Source organism: Brevundimonas sp. AVps7 (assembly GCF_058681545.1).
In genome coordinates this window covers 2,599,390-2,625,769 of the sequence record NZ_CM178742.1, presented here as the reverse complement: position 1 = coordinate 2,625,769, position 26,380 = coordinate 2,599,390, and the positions used below count along the sequence as shown (strand labels likewise).

The 26,380-nt window shown below is 67.3% G+C and carries 26 protein-coding genes and 1 pseudogene; 14 read left to right on the top strand and 13 right to left on the bottom strand.

Translation table 11 applies throughout. From position 1 onward, the window contains the following. The first annotated feature begins 4 nt into the window (after positions 1-4). The 7 genes from thrC (at position 5) to ACW17Y_RS13040 (ending at position 7,791) form a co-directional block, all read left to right on the top strand. A complete protein-coding gene (gene thrC / locus ACW17Y_RS13070) occupies positions 5-1,408 on the top strand; it encodes a threonine synthase (protein ID WP_492036115.1) in 1,404 nt (467 codons plus the stop codon). Between the two features lie 30 nt (positions 1,409-1,438). Continuing rightward, positions 1,439-2,374, top strand: a complete 936-nt coding sequence (cysD, locus tag ACW17Y_RS13065; RefSeq protein WP_492036114.1) for a sulfate adenylyltransferase subunit CysD — start codon at positions 1,439-1,441, stop codon at positions 2,372-2,374. Next, positions 2,374-4,194 (top strand): sulfate adenylyltransferase subunit CysN, encoded by a 1,821-nt coding sequence (gene cysN, locus ACW17Y_RS13060; RefSeq protein ID WP_492036113.1) that lies wholly within the window; start codon positions 2,374-2,376, stop codon positions 4,192-4,194. The genes cysD and cysN overlap by 1 nt, the downstream gene beginning before the upstream one ends. Before the next feature lie 35 nt (positions 4,195-4,229). Continuing rightward, complete coding sequence (gene dusA / locus ACW17Y_RS13055; RefSeq protein WP_492036112.1) at positions 4,230-5,252, top strand: tRNA dihydrouridine(20/20a) synthase DusA; 1,023 nt, start codon at positions 4,230-4,232, stop codon at positions 5,250-5,252. A 45-nt stretch (positions 5,253-5,297) separates the two neighbouring features. Further along, on the top strand, positions 5,298-5,975 hold the full coding sequence (locus ACW17Y_RS13050) for a hypothetical protein (protein WP_492036111.1): 678 nt from the start codon (positions 5,298-5,300) through the stop codon (positions 5,973-5,975). A gap of 29 nt (positions 5,976-6,004) precedes the next feature. Further along, positions 6,005-6,829, top strand: coding sequence for a sulfite exporter TauE/SafE family protein (locus tag ACW17Y_RS13045; protein WP_492036110.1), 825 nt, complete (start codon positions 6,005-6,007; stop codon positions 6,827-6,829). Positions 6,830-7,215: 386 nt separating this feature from the next. After that, positions 7,216-7,791 carry an IPTL-CTERM sorting domain-containing protein gene (locus ACW17Y_RS13040; RefSeq protein WP_492036109.1) on the top strand — a complete coding sequence of 192 codons (576 nt, stop codon included), beginning with the start codon at positions 7,216-7,218 and terminating at the stop codon, positions 7,789-7,791. A gap of 116 nt (positions 7,792-7,907) precedes the next feature. On the opposite strand, the gene ACW17Y_RS13035 is transcribed toward ACW17Y_RS13040, so the two are convergent. Next, entirely contained in the window at positions 7,908-8,432 is a 525-nt protein-coding gene (locus tag ACW17Y_RS13035; RefSeq protein WP_492036108.1) for a TIGR02281 family clan AA aspartic protease, read from the bottom strand. A 101-nt stretch (positions 8,433-8,533) separates the two neighbouring features. Further along, the gene (locus ACW17Y_RS13030; RefSeq protein ID WP_492036107.1) at positions 8,534-8,749 is read right to left on the bottom strand and encodes a DUF1289 domain-containing protein; all 216 of its coding nucleotides are present in this window, start codon (positions 8,747-8,749) and stop codon (positions 8,534-8,536) included. 152 nt (positions 8,750-8,901) lie between these two features. On the opposite strand from ACW17Y_RS13030, the gene ACW17Y_RS13025 reads away from it, so the two are divergent. Then, entirely contained in the window at positions 8,902-9,054 is a 153-nt protein-coding gene (locus ACW17Y_RS13025) for a hypothetical protein (RefSeq protein ID WP_309628006.1), read from the top strand. 231 nt (positions 9,055-9,285) lie between these two features. Here ACW17Y_RS13025 and ACW17Y_RS13020 read toward each other — a convergent pair whose 3' ends face one another. From ACW17Y_RS13020 to ACW17Y_RS13010, 3 genes are read right to left on the bottom strand one after another with little or no spacing between them, the layout of a single operon-like run. Then, entirely contained in the window at positions 9,286-10,308 is a 1,023-nt protein-coding gene (locus ACW17Y_RS13020; protein ID WP_492036106.1) for an HlyD family secretion protein, read from the bottom strand. A 24-nt stretch (positions 10,309-10,332) separates the two neighbouring features. Further along, complete coding sequence (locus tag ACW17Y_RS13015) at positions 10,333-11,100, bottom strand: ABC transporter ATP-binding protein (RefSeq protein WP_492036105.1); 768 nt, start codon at positions 11,098-11,100, stop codon at positions 10,333-10,335. Further along, positions 11,097-12,269: an ABC transporter permease gene (locus ACW17Y_RS13010; RefSeq protein ID WP_492036104.1), complete on the bottom strand. Its 1,173-nt coding sequence runs from the start codon at positions 12,267-12,269 to the stop codon at positions 11,097-11,099. The genes ACW17Y_RS13015 and ACW17Y_RS13010 overlap by 4 nt, the downstream gene beginning before the upstream one ends. A 178-nt stretch (positions 12,270-12,447) precedes the next feature. Here ACW17Y_RS13010 and ACW17Y_RS13005 point away from each other — a divergent pair, with 178 nt between their 5' ends. Continuing rightward, entirely contained in the window at positions 12,448-14,538 is a 2,091-nt protein-coding gene (locus ACW17Y_RS13005; RefSeq protein ID WP_492036103.1) for a S46 family peptidase, read from the top strand. Positions 14,539-14,677: 139 nt separating this feature from the next. Here ACW17Y_RS13005 and pgsA read toward each other — a convergent pair. From pgsA to ACW17Y_RS12990, 3 genes and pseudogenes are all read right to left on the bottom strand, one after another. Beyond that, a pseudogene (pgsA, locus tag ACW17Y_RS13000) lies at positions 14,678-15,304 on the bottom strand (CDP-diacylglycerol--glycerol-3-phosphate 3-phosphatidyltransferase); the annotation flags it as partial. A gap of 73 nt (positions 15,305-15,377) precedes the next feature. Then, positions 15,378-16,004: a carbonic anhydrase gene (locus ACW17Y_RS12995; RefSeq protein ID WP_492036102.1), complete on the bottom strand. Its 627-nt coding sequence runs from the start codon at positions 16,002-16,004 to the stop codon at positions 15,378-15,380. Positions 16,005-16,074: 70 nt separating this feature from the next. Then, positions 16,075-16,953: a LysR family transcriptional regulator gene (locus ACW17Y_RS12990; protein WP_492036101.1), complete on the bottom strand. Its 879-nt coding sequence runs from the start codon at positions 16,951-16,953 to the stop codon at positions 16,075-16,077. 85 nt (positions 16,954-17,038) lie between these two features. On the opposite strand from ACW17Y_RS12990, the gene ACW17Y_RS12985 reads away from it, so the two are divergent. After that, the gene (locus ACW17Y_RS12985; protein ID WP_492036100.1) at positions 17,039-17,677 is read left to right on the top strand and encodes a class I SAM-dependent methyltransferase; all 639 of its coding nucleotides are present in this window, start codon (positions 17,039-17,041) and stop codon (positions 17,675-17,677) included. A 31-nt stretch (positions 17,678-17,708) separates the two neighbouring features. Here ACW17Y_RS12985 and uvrC read toward each other — a convergent pair whose 3' ends face one another. Further along, the gene (uvrC, locus tag ACW17Y_RS12980; RefSeq protein WP_492036099.1) at positions 17,709-19,625 is read right to left on the bottom strand and encodes an excinuclease ABC subunit UvrC; all 1,917 of its coding nucleotides are present in this window, start codon (positions 19,623-19,625) and stop codon (positions 17,709-17,711) included. Positions 19,626-19,739: 114 nt separating this feature from the next. Between uvrC and ACW17Y_RS12975 the strand changes: the two genes are divergently transcribed. Beyond that, positions 19,740-20,096, top strand: coding sequence for a hypothetical protein (locus tag ACW17Y_RS12975; protein WP_492036098.1), 357 nt, complete (start codon positions 19,740-19,742; stop codon positions 20,094-20,096). A 129-nt stretch (positions 20,097-20,225) separates the two neighbouring features. On the opposite strand, the gene ppk2 is transcribed toward ACW17Y_RS12975, so the two are convergent. Next, on the bottom strand, positions 20,226-20,972 hold the full coding sequence (gene ppk2, locus ACW17Y_RS12970) for a polyphosphate kinase 2 (protein WP_492036097.1): 747 nt from the start codon (positions 20,970-20,972) through the stop codon (positions 20,226-20,228). A 124-nt stretch (positions 20,973-21,096) separates the two neighbouring features. Between ppk2 and ACW17Y_RS12965 the strand changes: the two genes are divergently transcribed. The 3 genes from ACW17Y_RS12965 to ACW17Y_RS12955 all read left to right on the top strand — a co-directional run bounded on the left by ACW17Y_RS12965 (position 21,097) and on the right by ACW17Y_RS12955 (position 23,364). After that, positions 21,097-22,143, top strand: coding sequence for a serine hydrolase domain-containing protein (locus ACW17Y_RS12965; RefSeq protein WP_492036096.1), 1,047 nt, complete (start codon positions 21,097-21,099; stop codon positions 22,141-22,143). 48 nt (positions 22,144-22,191) lie between these two features. Beyond that, positions 22,192-22,953, top strand: coding sequence for an extensin-like domain-containing protein (locus ACW17Y_RS12960; protein ID WP_492036095.1), 762 nt, complete (start codon positions 22,192-22,194; stop codon positions 22,951-22,953). Between the two features lie 207 nt (positions 22,954-23,160). Continuing rightward, positions 23,161-23,364, top strand: coding sequence for a cold-shock protein (locus ACW17Y_RS12955; protein ID WP_077356590.1), 204 nt, complete (start codon positions 23,161-23,163; stop codon positions 23,362-23,364). Positions 23,365-23,395: 31 nt separating this feature from the next. Here ACW17Y_RS12955 and ACW17Y_RS12950 read toward each other — a convergent pair whose 3' ends face one another. From ACW17Y_RS12950 to ACW17Y_RS12940, 3 genes are all read right to left on the bottom strand, one after another. Further along, the gene (locus tag ACW17Y_RS12950; protein ID WP_492036094.1) at positions 23,396-24,307 is read right to left on the bottom strand and encodes a DMT family transporter; all 912 of its coding nucleotides are present in this window, start codon (positions 24,305-24,307) and stop codon (positions 23,396-23,398) included. 65 nt (positions 24,308-24,372) lie between these two features. Beyond that, complete coding sequence (gluQRS, locus tag ACW17Y_RS12945; RefSeq protein ID WP_492036093.1) at positions 24,373-25,218, bottom strand: tRNA glutamyl-Q(34) synthetase GluQRS; 846 nt, start codon at positions 25,216-25,218, stop codon at positions 24,373-24,375. Continuing rightward, complete coding sequence (locus ACW17Y_RS12940; RefSeq protein ID WP_492036092.1) at positions 25,215-26,339, bottom strand: JmjC domain-containing protein; 1,125 nt, start codon at positions 26,337-26,339, stop codon at positions 25,215-25,217. The genes gluQRS and ACW17Y_RS12940 overlap by 4 nt, the downstream gene beginning before the upstream one ends. Between the last annotated feature and the right edge of the window lie 41 nt (positions 26,340-26,380).

The following is a 26,380-nucleotide window of genomic DNA, read 5'->3' as shown; positions in this document are numbered from 1 at the left end:
GACGATGGCCCAGACTTCCGACCGATATGTTTCGACCCGCGGCGACGCCTCCGGCAGCGATTTCGCCGAGGCCCTGCTGAGGGGGATGGCGCCAGACGGCGGCCTCTACATGCCCGCCGCCTGGCCGAAGTTGGCTTCCGACGCCTGGGCCGCCGGACGTGGCTATGCAGAGATCGCGTCGCGGGCGATGGCGCCCTTCATCGGCGATGCCCTGCCTTCCGGGGCCCTGGATCGGGCGCTGGCGAGGCTGACCTCGGGGTTCGAGCCCGCCGAGGTGACGCCGCTGCGCCCGCTAGAGGACGGCCTCTATATGCTGGAGCTGTTCCACGGCCCGACCGCCGCCTTCAAGGATCTGGCGATGCAACTCGCGGCGGCCCTGTCCTCGGAGGCGCTCGCGGCTTCGGGCGAGCGGCTGACTTTGGTCACCGCGACCAGCGGCGACACCGGCGCCGCCGCCGTCGCCGCCTTCGCCAACACCGACCGGGTCCGCCTGATCGTGCTCCATCCGCACGAGCGGGTCTCGGCCGTGCAGCGCCGCCAGATGACCACGGTCGATGCGCCCAACGTGCTGAACCTCGCGGTTCGCGGGGACTTCGATGATTGCCAGCGGCTGGTGAAGGGGTTGCTGGCGGACGAGAGCCTGCGCCACGGCGGGCGGTTCTCCAGCGTCAATTCTATCAACTGGGCCCGGCTGGCGGGACAGGTTCCCTACTACCTCTCGGCCGTGTCGCAGCTGGCGGCGCTGGGCGAGACGCGGCCGCCGGTCTTCGTCGTGCCGACCGGAAACTTCGGCGACGCCTTCGCCGGGATCGCGGCCTCGCGGATGGGACTGCCGGTCGTCGGCCTCGTCGCCGCCGTGAACCGCAACGACGCCCTGGCCCGCGCCATCAATGACGGCGTCTATGCCAGGAAGGCCGCCGTCGAGACCGCCTCGGTCAGCATGGACGTCCAGGCGCCGTCCAATTTCGAGAGGCTGGTGTTCGAGGCCTCGGGACGTGATGCAGAGCGGACCCGAACCCTGTTCGAGACCTTCGCCCGAGAGGGATCAGTAAACCTGCCAGCATCCCTGCTCGACGCCATCCGCGCCGAGGTGTCGGCGGTGTCGGTCAGCGAGGCGACGACGCGCGAACAGATCGCGCACGCCCATGCGACCTGGGGTCAGGTCGTCTGTCCCCACACCGCCGTCGCCCTGTCGGCCGCGCGCGGCGTGGACCGGGCGCGAGGACCGGTCGTGGCCCTGTCCACGGCCCACCCGGCCAAGTTCGGCAAGGACGTCGCGCCGGTGCTCGGCTTCGACCCGGACCCACCGCGTGTCATCCGCGAACTGGGCGACCGGGCGGAGCGGTTCGAGATCATCGACGCCGACGCCTCGGCGGCCCTGGCGGCGGTGCGGGCCTTCTCAAGCTAGGCCGACGTCACGGGATGCGCGCAGCCACGGTTGTTGCTATCGACGGGTGTGACCGATCCGACGCCCTCCGCCCGCCTGTCCCACCTCCAGTCGCTGGAGGCCGAGGCCATCCATATCCTCCGCGAGGTGGCGGCCGAGATCGAGCGGCCGGTGATGCTGTATTCGATCGGCAAGGATTCCGCCGTGATGCTGCATCTGGCGCGCAAGGCCTTCTTCCCTGGGCCCATCCCGTTCCCGCTGATGCACGTCGATACGACGTGGAAGTTCCGGGACATGTACGCCCTGCGCGACCAGGTCGCTGCGGCGGATGACGTCGATCTGAAGATCTGGGTCAACGAGGACGCGCGGGCGCGGGGGATCAATCCGTTCGATCACGGCTCCATACACACCGACCTGTGGAAGACCGAGGGTCTGAAACAGGCGCTGGATCATTACGGCTTTCAGGCGGCCTTCGGCGGGGCGCGGCGCGACGAGGAAAAGTCGCGGGCCAAGGAGAGAATCTTCTCCTTCCGCTCGGCCGGGCATCGCTGGGACCCGAAGAACCAGAGGCCGGAACTCTGGAGGATCTACAACACGCGAATCGGGGCGGGGGAGTCGATCCGCGTCTTCCCGATCTCGAACTGGACCGAGCTGGATGTGTGGCAATACATCGAGCAGGAGGCGATCCCGGTCGTGCCGCTGTATTTCGCTCAGCCGAGGCCAGTGGTCGAACGCGATGGCGCGTTGATCATGGTCGACGACGCGCGGATGCGACTGCGGCCCGGCGAAACGCCACAGGTGCGGTCGGTGCGGTTCCGGACCCTGGGCTGTTATCCGCTGACCGGGGCGGTCGAGAGCGAGGCGACCAGCGTCGCTGACATCATCGCGGAGATGAAGGCCTCCACGACTTCCGAACGGCAGGGGCGGGTCATCGATCATGACCAGGCCGCCTCGATGGAGAAGAAGAAGGCGGAGGGATATTTCTGATGAAGTCCTTGCTTCGCTTCATCACCTGCGGCTCGGTGGACGACGGCAAGTCGACCCTGATCGGGCGGCTGCTCTACGACACCAAGACGATCCTCGACGACCAGATGTCGGCGCTGGAGGCGGACTCGAAGAAGGTTGGGACGCAGGGGGCGAACATCGACTTCGCCCTGCTGGTCGACGGGCTGGCGGCCGAGCGGGAACAGGGCATCACCATCGACGTGGCCTACCGGTTCTTCGCGACCGAGCGGCGGAAATTCATCGTCGCCGATACGCCGGGGCACGAGCAGTACACGCGCAACATGGTCACCGGCGCCTCGACCGCCGACGCGGCCGTGATCCTGATCGACGCACGCAAAGGAGTGCTGGTCCAGACGCGCCGGCATTCGTACCTCTGCGCGCTGCTGGGCATCCGCAAAGTCGTGCTGGCGATCAACAAGATGGATCTGGTCGGCTGGGATCCCGCAGTGTTCGCCGGGATCGTCGCCGAATATCGCGCCTTCGCTGACAGCATCGGTCTGACCGATGTGACTCCTGTCGCCCTGTCGGGGCTGACAGGAGAGGGCGTCGTAGCGGCCGCACCAGGGTTCGATCAACCGACCCTGCTGGAGTGGCTGGAAGCCGTGGAGATCGGGGACGATGCGGCCGCCCGGCCTTTCCGGATGCCGGTCCAGTGGGTCAATCGTCCGAACCCGGAGTTTCGGGGCTACGCCGGGCTGATCGCGGCGGGGACGGTGCTGCCGGGCGATCGCGTGCGGGTTCTGCCGGCCGGGCGCGAGAGCCGGGTCGCACGGATCGTGGCCCTGCCGGGCGACCTCGTCGAGGCGGCGGCAGGCCAGTCGGTGACCCTGACGCTGGAAGACGAGATCGACGTCTCGCGCGGCGACGTGATCGCGGCGGCCGAGGCGCCGCCCGAGGTCGCGGATCAGTTTGAGGCGACCGTCGTCTGGATGGACGAGGAGACCCTGTCTCCAGGCCGGTCCTATCTCCTCAAGATCGGCGCCCGCACGGCGACGGCCCAGGTCACGGCGATCCGGCACCGGGTCAACGTCAACACCCTGGAGAAGCTGGCGGCCAAGCGGCTGGAGCTCAACGACATCGCGGTCTGCAACCTGTCGCTGGACCGGTCGATCCCCTTCGATCCCTATGAGATGAACCGGGATTTGGGCGGCTTCATCCTGATCGACCGGATTACCAACCGGACGGTGGGGGCGGGGATGATCCGCTATGCCCTGCGGCGCGCTGATAACATCCACTGGCAGGCCATCGATGTGGACCGCGACGCCCGGGCGGCGATGAAGGGCCAGAAGGGGGCCGTCATCTGGCTGACTGGATTGTCCGGAGCCGGAAAATCGACCATCGCCAACCTGGTCGACAAGCGGCTGCATGTGCTGGGGCGGCATACCTATCTGCTGGACGGGGACAACGTCCGTCATGGCCTGAACCGCGACCTGGGCTTCACCGAAGAGGACCGGGTCGAGAACATCCGCCGGGTCGCCGAGGTGGCCAAACTGATGGCGGATGCGGGCCTGATCGTCATCACCGCCTTCATCTCTCCGTTCCGGGCCGAGCGCCGGATGGCGCGCGAGATGATGACCGAGGGGGAGTTCCTGGAGGTGTTCGTCGATGCGCCGCTGGGGGTCGCCGAGGCGCGAGACGTGAAGGGACTGTACGCCAAGGCGCGGGCAGGCGACCTGAAGAACTTCACCGGGATCGACAGTCCATATGAGGCGCCCGAGGCCGCGGAGATCGTCATCGACACCACGGCGATGAGCGCCGTCGAGGCGGCGGAGGCCATTGTGAAGCGGCTGGGGCTGGGCTGACTTTCGGGCGTCATCCGCGTATGGGGTCGCCGACGATGACCCATCCCGCCCACAGACTGTCCGTCGCACCGATGATGGACTGGACCGACCGGCACTGCCGGGCGTTTCACCGCGCCCTGTCGACGCGGGCGCTGCTCTATACCGAGATGGTCACGGCGCCGGCGGTGATACACGGCGACCGGGAGCGGCTTCTGGGGTTCGATGCGGTCGAACATCCGGTGGCGTTGCAGCTCGGCGGGTCCGATCCGGCGCAACTGGCCGAGGCCGCCAGGGTCGGCGCCGCCATGGGATACAACGAGATCAATCTGAACGTCGGCTGCCCGTCGGACCGGGTGCAGTCGGGGCGGTTCGGGGCGTGTCTGATGCGCGAGCCGGAGCTGGTGGCCGAGTGCATGGCCGCGATCCGCGAGGCGGTGGACCTGCCGGCGACGATCAAGTGCCGGATCGGGGTGGACGATCAGGATCCGGATGTCAGCCTGTTCGCCACGGTGGATGCCTCGGCGGCCGTCGGGGTGACGACCTTCATCGTCCATGCGCGCAAGGCCTGGCTGAGCGGCCTGTCGCCCAAGGAGAACCGCGACGTGCCGCCGCTGGACTATGCGCTGGTGCGCAGGCTGAAGCGGGAACGGCCGCATCTGACCGTCTGCATCAACGGGGGTATCGGGTCGCTGGACGAGGCGGAGGCGCATCTGGACGCCGCCGACGGGGTCCAGCTGGACGGCGTCATGCTGGGCCGTGCGGCCTATCATGAGCCGGCCCTTCTGGGGCAGGTCGACCGGCGGCTGTTCGGCGCGGCGGGCGCCGACGTCGATCCGTTCGAGGCCATAGAGCGGTACAAGCCCTATCTGGGCGCGCGGCTGGAGGAGGGCTGGGGCCTGCATTCCATGACGCGGCACATGCTGGGCGTGATGCACGGACGGCCGGGCGCGCGGGCCTTCCGCCGTATCCTGACGGTCGAGGCGATCAAGCCCGTCGCTGGTCTGGAGGTCGTCGATCGGGCGGTCGAGGCTGTGCGCGAAGCCGAGGCGCGGCGCGACCGGGTCGAGGAAGCGGCCTGACACGGTCAACGGTCCGTTAAGCGTAACCGGGACAAGGCTGCGGGCATGACCCGCGCCCTCCTGCTGACCACCACACTTCTCATGCTGTCGGCGGGCGCCGCCGAGGCGCAGAGCCGACATCCGCGCTCGCCGATCACCGCCGCCCTGAACGCCGGGACGACCGGGGTGGGCGCCGAGGTGCAGCTGTCGCTCGGGCCGGTTTTCGTCCTGCGGGGAGGGATCGATACGCTGGGGTATGACTTCGACGAGACATACAGCGATGTCGACTATTCGGGGCGGTTCGACTTCGACACGGTGTCGGGGTTTGTCGATCTGCATCCGTTCCTGAATGGCTTCCTCATCTCCGGCGGAGCCTATGTGGGAAACCGGACGATCAATCTCAACGGGCAACCGACGGCGCCGGTCGATATCGGCGGGGCGACCTTTACCCCGGCCCAGGTCGGGACGCTGAGCGGACGGATCAAGCTGTCGGAGACCGCGCCCTTCGTCGGCATCGGCTATGACGACAGCTTCTATCGCGAGGGGACCTGGGGCTTCCGAGGCATGGTCGGCGTGGCCTGGAGCCAGGAGCCGGAGGTTGGCCTGTCGTCGAGCGGCGGAACCCTGTCCAACGACCCGGCCTTCCGGGCGCGGCTGGAGCAGGAAGCCCGCGACATCCAGCAAGACGCCGAGGACAAGGCCTTCTTCCCTGTCGTGCAACTGGGCCTCACCGCACGCTTCTAGCGGCCGGCGGCGTGGGCTAAAGCCCGTCGGTGACCTCCCTTCCCCTGAATGAACTGGCCCTGCTGGCCGCTGCGGTGCTCGCGGCCGGGCTGGCGGGCGGACTGATCGCAGGCCTGTTTGGCGTCGGCGGCGGGACGGTGCTGGTGCCGGCGTTGTTCTATGCCTTCTCGGTGCTGGGGCTGGGCGGGGAGAGCAACCTGCATGTCGCCATCGGCACCTCCCTGCTGACCATCGTCGCGACGTCCTGGCGCTCACTGGGGGCGCACAGGGCGCACGGGGCGGTGGACGAAGAGGTTCTCAAGACCTGGACGCCGTGGGTCGGGGCGGGGGCGCTGGTCGGAGCGGCTATCGCCGGCCTGACCTCGATGGAGGGGCTGGCGATCGTCTACGGCGTCTGCCTGGCCGTGGTGGCGGCGCAGATGGGGCTGTTGCCCGAAAAGGTTCACGTCCGGGAGGACCTGCCGATGGGCTGGTGGCGGCGCGGGATCGGCGGGCTGATCGGACTTTTGTCGGCGATGATGGGGGTGGGCGGCGGCAGTTTCGGCGGCATGTTGATGACCCTGTGCGGGCGACCGATCCATCAGGCCGTGGCGACGGCGTCGGGGTTCGGCATCGCCATCGGTGCGGCGGCGACGCTCGGCTTCATCGTGTTCGGATTTGGCGCAGATGGCAGGCCGCCGCTGAGCCTGGGTTACGTCAATGTGCCGGCGGCCGTTGCGATGGGCGTGCTGACGACGCTGGTGGCGCCCTATGGAGCCAGGCTGGCCCACAGGCTGGATCGCACGGTGCTGAGGAGGGCGTTCGCGATCTACCTGTTGCTCACCGCGATCTCAGTGGTGGTGAAGGCGCTGTAGCCGGCGAATTGCAGCTTTTGCGGTCGCCGGTGAGTTCGCGGCGATTTCGGCCAGTCAGATCCTGCAAAATCCGACGACTTCGGTGAGGGGGACTATGCAATTGCTGCAGAAAAACTGCAGGAAATGTACAGTTGAAGCCTCTCCGTCGGGTCCGCTTTCTGGAGTCAGGTCAATGACCGCTCTCGACCCGTTTCGGACCTTCGTGGGGTCCGCTTTCCTGCCCGGAGGGCGGTCTCGCCCGATGGGCGAACGGAACGCCTTCCATACCCGGGATCAGGAACGGCGGATTGACTAAGGCCAAGCTTTCTATAACCGGCAAACATCTTTCCCTTTCCGAGACTTGAAGCATGACTGGCAGGCCCAATCTTCGTGCCTTAGGGCTCATTATGATCGCCTGCTTCGGGATCGCTCTCGCGGCCCCGGCATCCGCTCAGACGATTTCGGCGAACCTGACGGAAAGCGGAAACAACGGCCTCCGGACGTTTGTCGGGCAGTCCTTTACAGCGACGGTCACTGGATCCGTGACGCAGATCCGGGTCGCGCCCAACGTCTTGAGCACCGGCGTTCCAACGACGATCCGGCTCTACAACGGCGCGGGTACAGGGCAGGCAGGCGGACCCGGCACGCCGCTTTACAGCCAGGCGGGGGTGCTCTTGACGAACACTACACCGGCCCGCAACACCATATCGCTTTCAACACCACTGCCGATCGTGGCAGGCAATGTTTACAGTTTCGCGTTCGACCAGGCCGCCCTGACCGGTGGCGCGGACACGTATCCGGGTGGCGTGGTCTTCCATTCGGGCACGACCAATCAAGCTGGCATCGACCTGAATTTCGAAGTCGTGCAGGTCGCTGGCCCGGTCCCGGTTCCAACCCTGTCGGAATGGGCGCTGATCCTGTTCGGCCTGATCCTGGCGGGTGGAGCGGCGCTCTACATCCAGCGGCGACAGATGGCAGCCTAAACGACGTCTCCCCACGGTTTGGAACGGCTCCGCTGGCAACGGCGGGGCCGTTCTCATGTCTGGTATCCACCCATAGCGGACCTTTCCGAGGGCCGTTGATGGGGGAGGGCGAGGCCTTATGGCCGCAGCGTCAGACCGGTCGGACGCGCCTCGAAGGCGGAGAGGCGGCCGAGGTAGCTCATGCCCAGCAGGGAGTGGGGCAGGCCCTCCTCGACGACCAGGGCGCGGACCTTGTTCACGCGGGCGCCGGCGACGGCGACGTGATCCAGTTCGACGGCGGCGGCTTTCACGGGGCCCGAGGCGGTCTCGACCGTCCGGGTGAAGTCGGCGGGGGTCAGGCGCAGACCGAGACGCAGGGCATCCTGACGGGTCAGGGCGACGACCGAGGCGCCGGTGTCGACCAGAACCCGAATGGCGCGGCCGTCGATGTCGGCCTCGGCCCAGTAGTGGCCGTCGGCGGAGCGGGCGATCCGGGCGGGTTGTCCGGGGGCGGCGCGAACCTTGGCGGGGGCCTCGGCGGGGACGACCATGACGGCCGCCTCGGCCGTGCGAGGCTCCTGGTGCGTCAGCCACCAGGCGACGCTCAGCGAGGAGACGGTCGCGATGGCCATGACGATCGCGGACTGGATATCTAGACGCAACGCGGGACACCTTCGCGACTGACCGCTTCTGCGGCTGATCACACCCTGCACGCGCCGCGTTGGGATGCGGTGAAGCGACGTGGCTGACGAAGGGTTAAGGCTCAGAGACCCAGTTTGGCCGGGTCGATCTTCGCCTCGCGGGCCGGAAGTTCGGTCATGATTTCAGCGCGTTGCTGGTCGGTCAGCCGGGACCAGCCGCCGATCTCCTGAAGGGTCCGGTAGCAGCCCAGACAGAGGCCGGAGGGGCCGTCGACGATGCACACCTGGATGCAGGGCGTGGCGATCGAGCGTGGCGGCGGTGCTGCATTTGAAGACATGATTGCGAAAACTGATCCGAAGCCGGACTAAAAAACTTGCAAAATGACGTAGGTGGGGCGATATAGGTTGTGACGCGAAACGACTGAGAGGGTGAAAACCCCTGCGAGCACGACGCGTCTCTTTTCATCGTTCAGCGAAAGGAGACGCCAGGATGAACGACAAGGAGAAAAACCTCCAGCACGCCATGATGTCCTTTGCCCTCTGGGGTGGGATGTTGGTGGGCAATCGACCGTCCCGCCAAAGCGAGCGGGTGGTCAGCCACCCGTCCAACTTCGTGCCCTTCCGGTACGAGAAGAAGAGCTGAATACGAAAAAGCCCCGGCCATCGGCCGGGGCTTTTGTCTTTCTGGTCTCCTCCCTGTCGCGCAGCGATGGGGAGGTGGCTCGAAGCGCAGCGGAGAGACGGAGGGGGCGAGGCCGCGTTGAAGGCTGGACTCCCGCGTCGTCGAAATCGTGTCGCCCCCTCCGTCTGCTCGCAAGGGCTCGCATCCACCTCCCCATTCGCCAGGCGGCGAACAGGGAGGAGACGCGAATGACTAGCCCGCCGCTCTCGCTTCCGGCGTCTGCATCGAGCGGGTGGCGGGGACGCCGACGGTCGGGGTGCGGGCGGCGCCGGCGGCCTGGCCGGGCTTCATGAACTTCACCAGCACGCGCTGACCGATCAGCAGGGGGGCGTCGCCGGCGGTGACGACCACCTCGACGACGCGTTCGTCGGAGCGTTGCGACGGGTCGTCGGAGGCCAGCTTGCGGGCGCCGAAGACGGCGGCGCGACGCAGGACGGTGCCGACATAGACCTTGGACGGATCGCCCTCGGGGGTGATCTCGACGGCCTGACCGGTGGTGACGTTGGGGATGTCGGACTCGACGATCTCGGCACGGGCGATACGGGGCGCGTTCGGCTCCAGGTCGAACATGTTCGACACGTTCAGGGTCGAGGCGCCGGCGCCGGGGTTGGCGTAGCGACGCACGATACGGCCGTCAGCCGGAGAACGGATCACCGTCAGTTCGACATTGTAGGCGGCCTGGTCGCGGCGGGCGCGGGCGGTCTGGACCGCAGCCTGCTGTGAGCCGAGGCGGGCCTGGGCCTGGGCGATCTGATCCCGGGCCTGGTCGAGACGCTGGGCGGCGACGAAGTTGGTGGAGACCAGACGCTCCAGACGGTCGTACTCGCGCTGGGCGGTGCGGATGTCGACCTGGATCAGGTTGAGCTGGCTCTGGGCCGAGGCGAGGTCGGCGTTGGACGTCTGCAGCGCCAGACGCGACTCGTCGTCTTCCTGACGGGCCAGGATCTGGCCGGCGACGACCTGATCGCCTTCCTGGACCAGAACTTCGCGCACGATGCCGCCGCGACGGGCCGCGATCTGGATGATGCCGCCCTCGATATCGACCTTGCCGTTGGCGATGGCCGCATAGGGGCTCTCGACCTTCTCGGCCTCGGCCTTCTCGGCTTCCGCCTTCTTGGTCGCGTTGGCGCCCTGCATCATGGTGAAGCCCACCACGATCACGATGATCAGCACGATGCCGATCCAGAGCCATTTGTTCTTCAGGAAGGCGGGCATGAGAGAGGTCCTCGGGACGAAGTCTTAGTGATGGGACGCCAGGGTGGCGTTCGGATTGGGCGTGCGGCGTTCATCGGAGATGATGATGCCGTCCTCGATCTTGATGACCCGGTCGGCCCATTCCTCGAGCCGGGGGTCGTGGGTGACGCAGATGACGGCCGCGCCGTATTCGTCCGCCGCGCGACGGAGCAGACGGATGACGATCTGGCCGTTCTCGCCGTCGAGGGCGGAGGTCGGTTCGTCGGCGAACAGGATCTTGGGGTCCTTGGCCAGGGCCCGGGCGATGGCGACACGCTGTTTCTCGCCGCCGGACAGGGCGGCGGGACGCTGATGCAGGCGCGGGCCGAGGCCCACCTCTTCCAGCGCCTGGGTGGCGCGCTTCTTCGCCTGGCCGGGCGTCAGGCCCTGGAACTTCAGGACCACCTCGACCTGTTGCAGCGCCGTCAGGGCCGGGAACAGGTTGAAGCCCTGGAAGATGAAGCCGCAATGGTCGAGGCGGAACTTGTCGATCCGGCCGTGCGACAGCTTCCACAGGTCATCGACGTCGAGCGCGTCGACGCGGCCTTCCTCGGGTCGGAGCAGGCCGGACAGGGCGGCGATCAGGGTCGACTTGCCGGAGCCCGACGGGCCCATGACCATGGTCAGGTCGCCGTGGCGGGCATCGAAATCCACGCCCTTCAGCACCTCGACGAAGGCCTTTCCGGACTTGAACCGTTTGACCAGTCCCTTGGCTTCGATGGCGAAATCGCCGTGCTTGCCGTGGACCTTGGTGTGCTGGACGAAATCGGTCATCGCAGCAGGTCCGCGGGTTGGCTGTTCTTGAGGATGCCGAGCGACAGCAGGCCCGACAGCATGGCGATGATGATCAGGCCGCCGCCGACCACGATCAGCAGGATCGGCGGCAGGGCGATGATCACGGCCCCGGCCAGGGCGAGGGCCTGGATGCCGAGGGTCAGAAGGATGGCCGCGATCACGCCGACGCACCCGACCCAGAAGCTGAGCTCCATGACGATGCGGTTCAGCGAGCCCATGCCGACGCCGAGCGCGCGCAGTGAGGCGAACTCCTTGATGTTGGCCATGATGGCGCCGCGCAGGGTCTGCCAGGTGATGGCCACGCCGATGATGGTGCCCAGCACCACGCAGCCGCCGATGATGATGACCAGAATGCCTTCCTCGAACATGGCGCCGGCGTTGGCGTCAGCCAGTTCCTGACGCGTCCAGGCCTTCCACTGACCGTTGCCGGAGGCGTTGAGCTCGGCGGCGACGCGGACGGCCTGGGTCGGATCGCGCAGCTTGACCATCAGGGGGCCGACGCGCGGGCCGGTGTCAGCCTGACCTACCATGCGCAGTGTGTCGCGCGACATGATGACGGTGGCCTGCATCATGTTGGGGTAGCCACGGGTGACGCCGACCACGGTGACCGTCTGGCCGTTGTAAAGGGCGCGGTCGCCCAGTTTGACGCCCAGTTTGCCGATGGCCGTTTCGTCGATGGCGACGGTGTAGGGCTGGCGCAGGGCGTCGACCAGTTCCTGGGAGTAGTCGGTCGGGATCGTGACCGAACCGGGCGTGGTGTCGATGATGGAGGCCTGGACGAACTGCTGGCGCGGGGCGCCCATCTTGGCACGCTCGGCCTGGGACATCGTCGGATCAACGTCCTTGATCGACTGGAAGGAGCCGCCGGCGCCGTCCAGCGGCTGGACCTCGACGACCTCGGGATTGTTGTAGACCTGGGGGATGAAGCGGCGCGGCACGCCCGATGGGCCGCCGATCAGCGACTTGGCGCCCGGCTGCATCACGATGACGTCGGCGCTTGAGCGCTCGATGGTCGCGGTGAAGCCCTTGCCGATGCCGATGAAGACACCGGTCATGGCGAGCACGAGCAGGCCGGACAGGGCCAGCGCCATGACGGCGGCCATGTAGCGGCGCCACTCGAAGAGCAGCGTTGAAAGCGCGAGCGACATAGTCTTTGAAACACCCCTGACTTGCAGCGTTATCTGACGCGCTGTCGGGTTCCCTCCAAGTTAAATCGGGGTAAGGGGAATCGCCTTGTTATGGCCACGCTTGCTGCGCCGTCGGCGGGAGGCCTAGCTAATCGCCACAAAAGATCGCCGGGTCGCCGGCGCACCGGGAAGAAACCAGATGACCTATCGTTCGCTCGCCACCGCCGTTTCGATGGCGGCTCTCGTCTGCGCCGCCGCTCCGGCCTCCGCTGAAGAAGGGATGTGGACCTTCGACAACTTCCCCATCGCGCGGGCCAACGAGACCCTGGGCACTTCGATCGATCAGGCGTGGCTGGATCGAGTAAGGCTGTCGTCGGTCAAGTTCGGCGGCTGTTCGGCCGGGATCGTGTCGGGCGAAGGCCTGGTCATGACCAACAACCACTGCGTCGCGACCTGCGTGGCCAATCTGTCGACCCAGGCCGTGAACTATGCCGAGACCGGCTTCACCCCGCGCGCCCGTGAGGACGAGCTGAAATGCCCGGGTGGCACGGCCGAGATCCTGACCGACATTTCGGACGTCACCGAGCGGGTTCGGGCGGCGGCGGCGGGCCTGACGGGGCAGGCCTTCAACCGGGCGCGCGATGCCGAGATCGGCAGGATCGAGACCGAGGCCTGCGGCGACGCCACTGACAAGCGGTGTCAGGTCGTGACACTTTACCGGGGCGGCCAGTTCAAGCTCTACACCTACAAGAAATACAGCGACGTCCGCCTGGCCTTCGCGCCGGAGGACCGGGCGGCGACCTTCGGCGGCGATCTGGACAACTTCTCCTTCCCGCGTTTCGCCATCGATGCGGCCTTCATCCGGCTGTACGAGAACGACTCCCCGGCGGCGACGCCCACCCATTTCGTCTGGAACGCCGATCAGCCGGTCGAAGGGACGCCCGTCTTCGTCACCGGCAGCCCGGGCGCGACCCAGCGCCTGCTGACCCAAGACCAGCTGTTCACCGTGCGTGATGTGGTCCTGCCGCTGGACCAGCTGATCGCCTCGGAACTGCGCGGTCGGTTGATCCGGTTCTCGGAGGAGTCCGAGGAGAACGCCTTCATCGCCATGGATCCGATCGTGGGACTGGAGAACACCTACAAGCGCGGACTGGGCCGGATGCGCGCCCTGACCGATCCGGGTTTCATGGCGACGCGGGCGGAGGGCGAGGCTGATTTCCGCCGCCGGGTCGCGGCCGATGCCGCGATCGCCCAGGCCGCCGCCGATCCGTGGGGCGCGCTGTCGACCGTCCAGCCGATCGCGCGTGAGCTCTATTCCGCCTACGCCCTGCTCGAAGGCGGAACGGGCATCGGGACGACGCCGGTGGCCGGCGGGTCGCAGCTGTTCCTGTGGGCGCGGACCCTGGTGAGGGGCGCGCAGGAGCGGGCCAAACCTTCAGCGGAGCGCCTGCCTGAGTTCGGTGATGCGCGTCTGTCGGCGCTGCAGTCGGCCCTGTTCGCCGCGCGTCCGACCTATCCTGCGCTGGAGCAGGTGCGGATGGAGTGGTGGCTGTCGAAGACGCGTGAGTGGCTGACGGTCGACAATGCGGCGGTGCGCGGTCTGCTGGGGCGTGAGAGCCCGGAACAGCTGTCCGCGCGCCTGATCGAAGGCACGACCCTGGCCGATCCGGCCGTGCGCCGCGCCCTGTGGGAAGGCGGACTGGCGGCAGTCGAGGCCTCCGACGATCCGATGATCAAATACCTGCTGTCGATCCAGGACGAGACCCGCGCGATCCGCACGGACTGGGAAACACGGGTGCAGGCGCCGACCGATCAGGCGGCCGAACGCTTGGCCGCCGCGCGGTTCGCGGCCTATGGCGACACCGTCTATCCGGATGCGACGGGCACCCTGCGCCTGACCTACGGCAAGATCGAAGGGTCGGACGTGCCCGGCCAGCGTTGGGGTCCGTTCACGACCTTCGGCGGCCTGTGGGACCGGGCGACGGGCGCGGCGCCGTTCGATGTCGCGCCGAAGCTTCTGGCTGCGCGCGAGCGGATCGACGCCGACACGGTGCTGAACATGACGCTGTCGTCGGACACGATCGGTGGTTCGTCCGGGTCGCCGGTGGTCAATGCCGCGGGCGAGATTCTGGGGGCGAACTTCGACTCTACCGTCCTGACCCAGCGCAACGCCTATGGCTACGATCGCAATGTGAACCGCAGCGTGATCGTGACCACGGGCGCGGTGACCGTGGCGCTGCGCGACGTCTACGACATGGGTCGGCTGGTCCGGGAGCTGGGGGTCGACTGACCCCCGGGCCTCAGCGCCGGTCGTCGGGGGAGGGCAGGTCCAGCGAGTGGTCTTCGTCCTCCGGCGCCGGAGCGGCGTGGATGATGCGCGGCTCGCGCGGGGCCCGTTTGACCGGAGCGGGCGCAAGACCTTGATCCGGCTCGGCCAGCGAACGGCGGGCGGTGTCGAAATACTGCCAGCCGGTCCAGACCGTAGCGATGGCCGCGAACCAGATCAGGCTGTCGGCGAAGAGCTGGAACCAGGGCAGGTACTCGAAGTCGAGGCCGAAACCGTCCCAGTTGCGGGCGAACAGCTGGCAGCCCAGGGCGACCAGCTGGACGGTGGTCTTCCACTTGGCCAGCAGGGTGACTTCCAGGGTGACGCGGCCGGCGATGGTCTCGCGCAGGGCCGAGACGGCGAACTCGCGGAACAGGATCAGGCCGCAGGGGATGGCGATCTGGGGCACAGAGCCGGACGTCAGGACGCCCAGGATGGCGCCGGTGACCAGAACCTTGTCGGCGATGGGATCGAGAATGGCGCCCCAGCGCGTCTCGGCATGCCAGCGCCGCGCCAGATAGCCGTCGACCCAGTCGGTCGAGGCGGCGACGACGAAGATGTAGAAGGCCGCGCGATAGAGGCCGAACTGGTCCTCGGGGCTCAGATAGGACGACAGGATCGGCACCCCGCCGGTCGCGCCCGCCAGGATCAGGAACATCACGACCCCGGCCACGAGGCGCAGGCCGGTCAGGATATTGGGGATCGGGTTGACGTGATGGGTGGGCGACATGAGCGATTCCGTTGGCGAGCTGGGCTGGCTAGCAAAGAGGGGCCAGCATAGGCGGTCTTCTGCGAACGCGCGCCTAGCTTAGCGGTTCAAACCGCGGAGCGTCCGTCAGCTTTCTGAGCATGCCCTCGGCGATGCCGAAATGCAGGCCGGTCAGTTCCAGGGTCCCCGCCGCCTCGCGTTCGGCGATCCAGGGGAAGGTGCGCAGGTTTTCGATGGACAGGCGGACGACGCCCTCCTCGGTCGCCTGTTCGCGGTCGTCAGGCGCGCAGGCTTCCGCGATGCGTCGGACAACGGGCGTGCCTTGCGCGATCCAGGGGGCGACGAAGTCCTTCACCGTGTCCGGAGCACCGTCGCGCATGGCCGCGACGCCGCCGCAGTGGGCGTGGCCCATGACGACGATGCGGTGAACGTTCAACACCTTGACGCCGAACTCCAGCGCGGCGGAGACGCCGTGGAGCTGGCCGTCCGGTTCATAGGGCGGGACCAGGTTGGCGACGTTGCGGACCACGAACAGCTGGCCCGGGGCGGCGTCGAAGATCAGGGCCGGATCGGCGCGGCTGTCGGAACAGGCGACGATCAACGTGTGCGGCGTCTGGCCGTCGGCGGCCAGCGCCTCATACTCCGCCTTGGCTGCGGGCCAGTGGTCGGCGCGGAACCGGCGGTAGCCGGAGATCAGGGGATCGCGAGATTCGAGGGTCATGCGGGTCCGTATAGGCAATCTGTCCTCGTGGGGGGAGAGGCAGACGGGCCCGGCCCCGGATGGCCTGCCCCTACATCCGGGCCAATTCCTCGGCCAGAATCGTCTGGACCATGCGAATGCGGGGGCTGGACTGCAGTTCCTGATGGGTGATCAGCCAGATCGGGACGGAAATCGGCGTCATGTCCGGCAAGAGGTTCACCACGCCCGGCGTTCGATCCGCAATCTCGCGCAACATCGTCGCCACGCCGATTCCGCGTTTGACCATTTCCCAGATCGCGACCGAGGAATCCGAGAGGATGCGGAAGTCAGCGACGTCAACGGGAATGCCGATCTCGCGCAGGAAGTCGGAAAAGCGCTTTCCGTCGTCGAATCCCATCAGCCCCGCCCTGGCGAGATCGGCCGGGCCGTTCGGCAGGCCGTTCCGGGCGACCCAGTCTTCCGAGGCATAGAAGTGCGCCTCCGTATCGCGAATATGCTGGCCGACCAGACCGGGACGATCGGGACGCACATGGCGGACGGCGATGTCCGCCTCCCTGCGATGCAGATCGCTGAGCTCGTTCGATGCGACGATCACGACCGTGATCTGCGGCGCTTCTGATCTGATGCGCTCGATGATCCCGGGAAGAATATAGGCGGCGTAGGTGTCTGTGACGGAGATGGAGACCCGCCCGCCGATCTCCTGAATCCGACCGCTGGCGGCCAGGGCCACGTTGTCCGCCGCATCGCCCATGATGCGAGTATGCTCGAGCAGATCCATGCCGATCTGTGTCAGCACCAGTTTGCGGCCTCGCCGTTCAAACAAGGCCACGCCCAGATCAGCCTCGAGCGCCAGAACCTGTCGCGATAGTGTGGGTTGCGTCAGACCAAGCCGGCGCGCCGCGGCCGACAGCGAACCGGTCGCCGCCGTGGCGTGAAACGCGCGAACATGGTTCCAGTCCATTGTCTTCATGCATTTACGTATGTTGCGGCCACGGATTTCGAAGATTTATCTCTTGTGCGCATATGTTAGTCGGCATTGCAAAGGAGCTCCCACCATGAGTCCAGCAAGCGACGCCCGATTCTGGGACAGGATTTCGCGAAAGTATGCGGCGGACAAGATTGCGGACCAGGCCGGCTATGAGCGCACCCTGGACCGGACCCGCACCCTGCTGAAACGGGACGACCGGGTCCTGGAGCTGGGCTGCGGAACGGGAACGACGGCGCTCCGGCTTGCCGGCGATGTGCAGAGCTATCTGGCGACGGATATCTCCGCGGGGATGATCGCGATCGCCAGGGAGAAGCTATCCGCCAACCCGATCTCTGCGCTGTCCTTCCACATCGGAACGGCAGAGGCCCCGATGCTTGAGGCAGGGCAGTTCAACGTGGTCCTGGGATTCAACTATCTCCACATGGTCCGCGACGTGCCAGGCACCCTGCGTCGCATCCATGCCCTGCTCGCAGCGGAGGGGCTGTTCATATCCAAGACGCCCTGCCTCGGGGATATGAACCCGCTCATCCGCACCGTCCTGCTGCCGGGGATGCGCGCGATCGGCAAGGCACCCTATGTCAGCGTGTTCCGGCAGGCCGAGCTTTGTCAGCTTGCAAGCGCCGCCGGCTTCGACATCCTCGCCACAGAAAACCACGCAACCCGGGGAAACGACCGCCGGCCCTTCATCGTGGCGCGCAAGCGGTGACCTGAGCCGACGAAGCCTTTGGAAAAGCGGCCTACCGTTGCCCGGCGGGGTGGAAGAAGCCGTGGATGCGTTCGGCCAGCGCCCGGTTGATGCCCTCGACCTTTTCCAGATCGACGACGGCGGCGCGGCCGACGCCCTTGGCTGATCCGAAGGCGTGCAGCAGGGCCTTCTTGCGGCCGGGACCGACGCCCTCGATCTCGTCGAGCGGGTTCTTCTTGATGTCCATCGAACGGCGCGTGCGGTGGGCGCCGTTGGCGAAGCGGTGGGCCTCGTCGCGCAGTCGCTGGATGTAATAGAGGGCCGGCGATTTCAGCGGCAGCATGAAGGGCGGCTTGCCGGGCACGAAGAACCGCTCCATCCCCGCGTCCCGGTCCGGTCCCTTGGCCACGCCGACGGCCAGGATGTCGTCCAGACCCAGGTCGGCCAGCACGGCCTGGACCTCGGCCAGTTGTCCGGCGCCGCCGTCGATCAGCAGCAGGTCGGGGCGGACCACTTCCTCGGCGCCTTCTTCCTCGTCCTTGACCAGACGGGAGAAGCGGCGGCGCATGACCTCGCGCATCATGCCATAGTCGTCGCCGGGGGTCAGATCGACGCCGCGGATGTTGAACTTGCGGTACTGAGACTTCTGGAAGCCTTCGGGACCGGCCACGATCATGCCGCCGACGGCGTTGGTGCCCTGGATGTGGGCGTTGTCGTAGACCTCGATCCGCTCGGGCGTTCCCTCCAGCCCGAAGGCTTCGCAGACCTCGGCGAGGATTTTGCCCTGGGCCGAGCCCTCGGCCATCTTGCGGCCGAGCGCCTCGCGGGCGTTGGTGTGGGCGTGGTCGACGAGCGCCTTCTTGTCGCCGCGCAGCGGCCGTTCGATGGAGACGACGCGGCGGCCGTCCGTCTCCTTCGCCTTCATCGAGAAGGCCTCCTCCAGCAGTTCCTTCTCGAACGGGACGACGTTGGACAGGATCAGGCGCGCAACCGGCTTGTCCTCGTAGAACTGGCCGAGGAAGGCCGACAGGATCTCGGGGTCGGTGTCCGACTTGTCGACGCGCGGGAAGTAGGCGCGGCCGCCCCAGTTCTGGCCGCCGCGATAGAAGAAGACCTGGACACAGGCCTGGCCGCCCTCGGAGAACAGGGCGAAGACGTCGGCCTCGGCCACGCTGTCGGCGCTGACGGAGTTCTCCATCGTGATGGCGGACAGGGCCCGGATGCGGTCGCGGACGCGGGCGGCCTGTTCGAAGTCCATCGCCTCGGCGGCCGTGGTCATCTCCTGCGACAGGCGTCCGATCACGGCGCGCGACTTGCCGCGCAGGAACAGCGACGCCTCCTCGACCAGGTCGCCGTAGTCCCCCAGCGAAATCAGGCCGGTGCAGGGGGCCGAGCAGCGCTTGATCTGGTGCAGCATACAGGGGCGGGTACGGGTCTCGTAGACGCTGTCGGAACAGGATCGCAGAAGGAAGGCCTTCTGCAGGGTGTTCAGGGTCCGGTTCACAGCCCAGGTCGAGGCGAACGGGCCGAAATATTCGCCGTCGGTGGTGTGGGCGCCGCGATGTTTCCGGACCTGGGGCGCGCGGTGGTCCTTGCGGATCATCAGCTCTGCGAAGGACTTGTCGTCGCGCAGGACGACGTTGAAGCGGGGCTTCAGCTTCTTGATGAAGTTGGATTCCAGAAGCAGCGCCTCGGTCTCCGACGCCGTGACCACCAGCTCCATCGAGCGGGTGAGGCTGACCATCAGGCCGATGCGCTGGGTGTGGAATCGGCCCTGCGCATACTGGAGGATGCGCTTCTTGATGGAGCGCGCCTTGCCGACATAGAGGCAGGTCCCGTCCTCGCCGTACATGCGATAGACCCCCGGCTTGTCCGGCGCGCGCCGGGCCTCGTCGCGGATCAGATCGGCGGCGACGAGCGGCGTCGACTGGGGCGGCGTCGAATCAGGGGCGGGGGTCTCCACGGTCATCCCGGCGAATATAGGCGTCGCGCGGCGATCTGTCAGAGCGGGTTGATCGGCTTCGGAGAATGGAGGAGCCTCTCCGTGACCGGGGGCATGTCTCCGGTTTCGGGGAGCTTCATCATGCAGCGCATCGTCATCGCGGTCCTCCTGTCAGGCCTTCTGGCCGGGTGCGGGCAACAGGCGCCGGCCGGCGGGGAGTCGGGCGCCCCGGTCGCTGAACTCGATTTCATCGAAGCCGTGCCGATCGACGAGGATGCCCCCGCGCCGGTAGCCCAGCCCCAGCCTGCCACGAAGAAGGAAGAGCCGATGACCGAGGCCGCCACGGAGGACAAGGCGCCCGACGCCGAGGCCCGGAGCGCCCCCCCGGCGCCCGAACCGGCGGCCGACGATGCCGCCTCTGCGACGAGGCGGGCGAACGAGACAACCGCAACGCCCGATGCCGGCGCGACGACCGAGACGCCCTATCGGCCGAACTAGAGCCTGATCGGCTAAGAGGACTCGCTTCGCGATTCCGCTGAAGCCGTGAATCAGGCTCCAGATTCAAGCGGGAGCATGAGTCACGCTTCATGTCGGACCCGCGACGCGGGTCCACCAAACGATCATGCTTTAGGCGTTCAGCCGGCCCTTGATGTGAGCGGCGTCGAAGACGACGTCCTTGTCGACATGGCCGATCTTCGCGCCGGGGCGACCGAGGCGGTGAAGGATGTGACGGATGATGTTCAGGCGCGCGGTCTTCTTGTCGTCGGTGGCGATGATGACCCAGGGCGCGTCGCGGTGGTGGGTCTCGGCCAGCATGCGGTCGCGGGCGGCGGTGTAGGCGTCCCAGCGGGTCTGGGCCTCGGCGTCCAGCGACGAGACCTTGAACTTCTTCAGCGGGTCTTCCATCCGCTCGGCGAGGCGTTTCGCCTGCTCGTCCTTCGAGATGTCGAGCCAGAGCTTGATCAGGATGATGCCTGAGCTGGTCAGCAGCCGCTCGAACCGCGGCGCGTCGTCCAGGAAGGCCTCATGTTGTTCCGGGGTGCAGAAGCCCATGACCGGCTCGACCCCGCCGCGATTGTACCAGGACCGGTTCAAGAGCACGAGTTCAGCCGCCGACGGCAGATGCGGCACATACCGCTGGAAATACCACTGGCCGGCCTCCCGTTCGGTCGGCTTGGGCAAGGCGACGACGCGTGTCTGGCGCGGCGAGGCGTATTCGGTGATCCGCTTGATGGCGCCGTCCTTGCCGGCCGTGTCGCGCCCCTCGAACACGACCAGCACCTTCAGGCCCTGTTCTATCGCCCAGTGCTGGGTCTCGACCAGCTCGATCTGGAGCGCCTCCAGCGTCTTGTCGTAGTCCTTGGTCCTGGCCATGCGTCTCGTCTCCGTGTCACGCCACGTTGCGATTTATTAACTGGCGCGTCGAGAGACCCAAACTAGGTTCGTCTTCATGATGATGACCCGCAGACAGATGATGGCTGCCGTGACAGCCGTCGGCTTGACCACAGCCTCTGGCGCGAGGGCCAGCGACGCGGCCGGTTTCGACGCCGCCCTTCAGGCCGTGTTCGACAGCGCCGGGACACCTGCGCTCGGCGGCATGGTGGTGGGACCGGACGGCGCGATCTGGACCGGCGTGAAGGGGATCAGGCATGCCGACGGCGCGGCCGTCGGGCCTGACGACCTGTGGCACCTGGGGTCGAACACCAAGGCGATGACGGCGGCTCTCTACGGCCGGTTGGTCGACAAGGGTCAGGCGTCCTGGACCGCGACTTTGGGCGAGGCCCTGCCTGACATGACCATGGACGCGGTCTGGAAGGACGTGCCGGTCAAACAGGTCATGACCCATCGCGCGGGTCTGTCGGACGCGACGGCGCTCGGACAGGCCTGGCTGATGACGGCCAGGGCCGATCCGGCGTCGATGCAGGACCAGAGACGGACCCTGGCGACGACGATGCTGGCCTCGCCGCCGGCCGGGACGCCGGGAGCCTTCGGCTACGCCAACAGCAACTACATCCTGATCGGCGCCATCATCGAGCGGATCACGGGGGCGTCCTGGGAGGACGCGATGCGGACCGAACTGTTCGGACCGCTGGGCATCACGACCGGCGGCTTCGGCGCGCCTGAGGGCGACCAGCCCTGGGGCCACGGCGGCGGTCAGGCCATCGATCCGTCGGGCCCGGTGACCGACAACCCGGCGGCGCTGGGGCCCGCGGGCACCGTCCACATGAGCCTGCAGGACTACGGCCGCTTCCTGCGGGTGTTCCTGACCGCCGACGCCGGATGGCTGACGCCGGAAACGCTGGCGGTGCTGATGCAGCCGGTCGGCGAGGGGCAACCGCCCTATGCCGGAGGCTGGATCGTCCCGCCGGGCCAGCCCTGGGCGCAGGGTGTGTGTCTGACCCACGATGGATCCAACACCATGTGGTACGCCTCGACCTGGGTCGCCCCTGGCATCGGCAAGGCCTTCGTGGCGGTCTCGAACGACGCGCAACGGGGCGGGCCGGCCTGTCAGGCCCTCATCCCCGGCCTCATTCAGGCGATCTGACGCAAGCGGTCTGGTGGATCGAGTTCGGCCCCGTCATGTTGATGGGGCATGAAGCGTGATTTCGCCGATTTCTGGAACCTGATGTGGGAGCTGGCGCTGGGCGTCTGCGCGGCCTTCGCGCTGATGAACGCGCTCGCTCCGGCTCAGGATCTGCCGTGGAAGCCGCTGGACCTGAACGCCCCCATGGGTCAGGCGACGGAGGCCAAGGTCGCCGACTTCCAGGTCTCTTTCTCCGCGCCGCCGGAAGAGGTGGAGGGGGCGACCGACGCCTGTATCCAGACCCTGCGCGACGCCGGCGTTGAGGTCCGCCGCGCCGACGACCGGGACGACGGCGGCTTCTGTCAGGTGCGGGGCGCAGTGACCATCACGGGCGGGGCGGTGACCGCGCTGAAGCCCGGTGGCCTGATCATGCAGTGCCCGCTGGCAGTCCGCTATGTGATCTGGGATCGGCAAGTTCTGCAGCCGGCGGCGGAGGCGATCTACGGCTCCCGCGCCGTCGCTGTGAACAATTACGGCACCTATTCCTGCCGCCGGATCTACGGTTCGACAGAGGTTTCGGACCGACCCAGCGAGCATGCCCGCGCCAACGCCCTGGACGTCGCATCGGTGACCCTGGCGGATGGTCGGACGGTTTCGGTGGCGGCGGACTGGGACGGGCAAGGTCCAAACGGAACAGAGGGTTCCGGCCTGTTGCGACGCTTGCGGGACGGGGCCTGCCGGGTGTTCTCGACGGTCCTGACGCCCGACTACAATGATGCGCACAAGGATCATCTTCACCTCGATGGCGCCCCACGCGGTCTCTGCGCGTAAAATCCTTCCGTAGACGCTCGCCTGACGCACGAATCGTTTCCAGTTGACCGGGCTTTGCGGCTGAGGGAAAACGCCTCTGCAATCCGGATTTCGCGTGGGGTCCAAACCCGCGTTTCGCTCCTTCGCCTGAACGAGCTGTCCAGATGGATTGTCGGACCCCCTCGACAGGGCGTCCGCCTGGAAAAGCGCGTTTATGGAGACGCAACAATGGCGACCGGTACGGTCAAGTGGTTCAACCCCACGAAGGGCTTCGGCTTCATCCAGCCCGAAAGCGGCGGCGCCGATGTGTTCGTTCACATCACCGCCGTGCAAAAGGCTGGCCTGACGGGCCTCGATGAGAACGCCAAGGTGTCCTACGAGCTGGAATCCCAGCGCGGCAAGACCTCGGCCGTGGACCTGAAGCTCCTCTGATCCACACGGATCGGGGTCGCTGAAGCGATACTCAGGCGGGCGCGGTTCCTTCGGGAGCCGCGCCCGTTTTGCTTTTGGCCCGGGTCGACCACTGGGCCAGGACTACGGCGGCGAGGACGAGGGCGCCGCCCAGGGCCTGGATCGGCGCCAGGGTCTCGCCGAAGATGATCCAGCCGAGGGCTGCGGCCACGATCGGCTGGATCAGGATGGTCACGGCGGTGATCGAGGCGGGCAGCTTGCCCAAGGCCCAGGCGACGCCGCCCTGGCCCGCGACGTGCATCACGCCCATTGCGACGCACGCCGCCCAGCCCGCGGCTGTGGCGGGGACCATGTCCTCGCCGAGCAGCAAGGCCGCCGCCGCCATGACTGGAATGCCCGCTACCGTGGCCCAGAAGGTGACGCGCAGGGCGCCGGCCGTGGTCCGCGCCTGTTTCACCGTCAGGAAATAACCCGAGTACCAGAGGGCCACGGACAGGGAGAATATGTCGCCGAGGATGGGGTTGGTCCCTTGACCCGGCGCAGCGCCCGCCGCCATGGCGAAGGCGCCGCCCATCGCGAGCGCCAGCGCCAGGATGAACAGCCGGGCGGGCCGTTCCTTGAAGAAGAACCAGCCGACCAGGGTGACCACGACGGGCGTCAGGTTGCAGAGCACCGTCGCATTCGCGACCGAGGTCATGACGATGCCGTAGTGCCAGAAGCTGAGGTCGAACGCGAAGAACAGCCCCGCCAGAAGCATCCATTTCGACGGCCGTCCGATGCCCTCGCCGCCGGGACGTCCGACGAGGATGAGCAGGAGTGGCAGGGCGAACAGCAGCCGCCAGAAGCCGGCGGCGGCCGGGCCGGTCTCGGTCAGGCGCACCAGGATCGGCGCGAGGCCGAGGATGCTGGCGGAGGCCAGCACCACGAGCAGCGGTATCAGGCGGGAGGGGGAGGCGGTCGGCATAGAGGTCGCATAAACCTTCCTCCGGCAGGACACGACCCTGTCCCGTCGCGCCAGGTATAAGGAAACTAGAAGCCAAGCTCCGCCTTCAACGCCTCCGCCGTCACCCCCGCCTCGCGCAGGGCGGCCAGGGTCACCGAGCCGTCCCGCTTTGCGTAGCGCTTGCCGTCAGGGCCGAGCAGCAGAGGGTGGTGACGATAGACGGGGGTGGGCAGGTCGAGGAGGGCCTGCAGAACGCGCTGGGTCGAGGTCGTCTCGATCAGGTCCTCGCCCCGGATGACATGGGTGACGTCCTGCAGCGCGTCGTCGACGACGGAGGCGATGACATAGCCGGCGCCGATGTCCTTTCGACCGAGGACCATGTCGCCGAGTGTCTCGGGTGTCGCGGTTTTCAGGCCGGGACCGGCGGCTTCTTCGATCCAGGTCAGGTGGTGGAAGTCGCCGACACGGTCGCGCGCCGCTGCGAGCGACAGACGCCAGGCGAAGGGCTGGCCGGAGGCGAGCTTTTCGGCTTCTTCCCCGGTGGAGAGGGGGCCGCCCGCGAAGGCGTGGACATCGGTCGGGTCGCCGGCGTGCGGCGCCATTCCAGCCAGGGCCATAAGTTCCTTGCGCGTGCGGAAGCAGCGATAGAGGACGCCCATCTGGCGCAACCGGTCGAGGGCGGCGTCGTAGTCCGCGCGATGCTCTGATTGACGACGGACGGGCTGTTCCCAGTCGAGGCCGAGCCAGGCGAGATCGTCGAGGATCGCGTCCTCATGCGCCGGGCGGCAGCGGGTGAAGTCGGTGTCCTCGATCCGCAGCAGGAAGCGACCGCCGGCCACCTTCGCCGCCGTCCAGGCGGTCAGTGCGGAAAAGGCGTGGCCGCGATGGAGCAGGCCTGTCGGCGACGGTGCGAACCGGGTGACGAAGCTCAAAGGCGGACCAGGGCGCCCGTGCGGACGGCGTCGTCGATCATGGCGCGTAGGTCCGCCTCGGGCACGAAATCGAACTGGGCGATCATGTCCTCCAGCGCCAGACGCGGCTGTTCCATGGCCCAGTCGAGAGCCGCCGCGACAGGGCCTGAGGCGGTCGGAGCCGGACCCTGGCCACGACCGTAGAGCGTCAGGATCGGGCGGCCGGGCAGGGCGTAGCCGGGCTCGCGCGGGATCAGCCGTTCCTGGGCCATGGCGATCTCGTCGGCAAAGAGGTCGCTGGAGGCGAGGGCAGACAGGCGGCGGCCCATGTCGACGAGCTGGGCTTTCAGGATCGGACCACCGGCGGGACGCAGGAAGTGGCGGAAGGTGGCGTCATCCTGTGTCAGCCGCTTCAGGACGTCGAAGACGGTGCGCCCGTCGGCAGGGGTGATCGAATAGGTGACGTGCAGCGATGCACCCTCGGTCGCCAGTGCGTCGTGATACCAGCCGCGCGGGAGGTAGAGGACATCGCCCGGCCGCATCCGCACCCGGGTCATGACCGGTCCCCTGTTCGCCGCCAGAGCCGCGCGGGTCTCGTCTGAGTCGATGGGGAAGGTCGTCGGGGCGTCGGCGCGGTTGGAATAGAGGGTCCAGACCTTCTCGCCCTCGCACTGGACTGCAAAGACGTGATGCAGGTCGAAATGGGTGCCGAAGGCCTGCACCCCGCCGAACGAACAGTAGAGGTTGGCGCTGACCTGACCGGCGAAGGCGCGGCCGAGCGCGGGGGTCAGGGCGCGGATCGAAGGGACGAGATCCTGCACCTCATCCAGCACCAGACTGGCGCCCTGGGCCAGCAGGACTTTCACCTTGGCGGGTGACGGGCGGTTCGCCGTGCCTGATCCGGTTGCGGCGTCGTGACAGTACCGGGGGGGCGGCACTCGCTGGCCGTTGTAGAGGACCTTCAGGTTCTGAGCCGTCCAGATCGCCGTCTGGTCCAGCAGGGCGTTGAACCGATCCCAGTCCAGCAGGGTCTGTTTCGGCGCGCCCGGCGCAGCCGGAATATGCAGCGGTTTCCGGTCGTCATAGTCGGCGTGGAACACCGAAGGCGTGATCGGGGCCAGAAGATCGTCCAGACTGAGCATGACCGGACGCTAGGGTTCGGCCCGCTGTTTGTCGACTGGAC

Bases quoted from the DNA above. Each gene is read 5' to 3' on its own strand.
- thrC (WP_492036115.1), top strand. From the start codon at position 5: ATGGCCCAGACTTCCGACCGATATGTTTCGACCCGCGGCGACGCCTCC.
- cysN (WP_492036113.1), top strand. From the start codon at position 2,374: ATGAAGTCCTTGCTTCGCTTCATCACCTGCGGCTCGGTGGACGACGGC.
- dusA (WP_492036112.1), top strand. From the start codon at position 4,230: ATGACCCATCCCGCCCACAGACTGTCCGTCGCACCGATGATGGACTGG.
- ACW17Y_RS13050 (WP_492036111.1), top strand. From the start codon at position 5,298: ATGACCCGCGCCCTCCTGCTGACCACCACACTTCTCATGCTGTCGGCG.
- ACW17Y_RS13040 (WP_492036109.1), top strand. From the start codon at position 7,216: ATGATCGCCTGCTTCGGGATCGCTCTCGCGGCCCCGGCATCCGCTCAG.
- ACW17Y_RS13030 (WP_492036107.1), bottom strand. From the start codon at position 8,749: ATGTCTTCAAATGCAGCACCGCCGCCACGCTCGATCGCCACGCCCTGC.
- ACW17Y_RS13025 (WP_309628006.1), top strand. From the start codon at position 8,902: ATGAACGACAAGGAGAAAAACCTCCAGCACGCCATGATGTCCTTTGCC.
- ACW17Y_RS13020 (WP_492036106.1), bottom strand. From the start codon at position 10,308: ATGCCCGCCTTCCTGAAGAACAAATGGCTCTGGATCGGCATCGTGCTG.
- ACW17Y_RS13015 (WP_492036105.1), bottom strand. From the start codon at position 11,100: ATGACCGATTTCGTCCAGCACACCAAGGTCCACGGCAAGCACGGCGAT.
- ACW17Y_RS13010 (WP_492036104.1), bottom strand. From the start codon at position 12,269: ATGTCGCTCGCGCTTTCAACGCTGCTCTTCGAGTGGCGCCGCTACATG.
- ACW17Y_RS13005 (WP_492036103.1), top strand. From the start codon at position 12,448: ATGACCTATCGTTCGCTCGCCACCGCCGTTTCGATGGCGGCTCTCGTC.
- ACW17Y_RS12995 (WP_492036102.1), bottom strand. From the start codon at position 16,004: ATGACCCTCGAATCTCGCGATCCCCTGATCTCCGGCTACCGCCGGTTC.
- ACW17Y_RS12990 (WP_492036101.1), bottom strand. From the start codon at position 16,953: ATGAAGACAATGGACTGGAACCATGTTCGCGCGTTTCACGCCACGGCG.
- ACW17Y_RS12985 (WP_492036100.1), top strand. From the start codon at position 17,039: ATGAGTCCAGCAAGCGACGCCCGATTCTGGGACAGGATTTCGCGAAAG.
- uvrC (WP_492036099.1), bottom strand. From the start codon at position 19,625: ATGACCGTGGAGACCCCCGCCCCTGATTCGACGCCGCCCCAGTCGACG.
- ACW17Y_RS12975 (WP_492036098.1), top strand. From the start codon at position 19,740: ATGCAGCGCATCGTCATCGCGGTCCTCCTGTCAGGCCTTCTGGCCGGG.
- ppk2 (WP_492036097.1), bottom strand. From the start codon at position 20,972: ATGGCCAGGACCAAGGACTACGACAAGACGCTGGAGGCGCTCCAGATC.
- ACW17Y_RS12960 (WP_492036095.1), top strand. From the start codon at position 22,192: ATGAAGCGTGATTTCGCCGATTTCTGGAACCTGATGTGGGAGCTGGCG.
- ACW17Y_RS12955 (WP_077356590.1), top strand. From the start codon at position 23,161: ATGGCGACCGGTACGGTCAAGTGGTTCAACCCCACGAAGGGCTTCGGC.
- ACW17Y_RS12950 (WP_492036094.1), bottom strand. From the start codon at position 24,307: ATGCCGACCGCCTCCCCCTCCCGCCTGATACCGCTGCTCGTGGTGCTG.
- ACW17Y_RS12940 (WP_492036092.1), bottom strand. From the start codon at position 26,339: ATGCTCAGTCTGGACGATCTTCTGGCCCCGATCACGCCTTCGGTGTTC.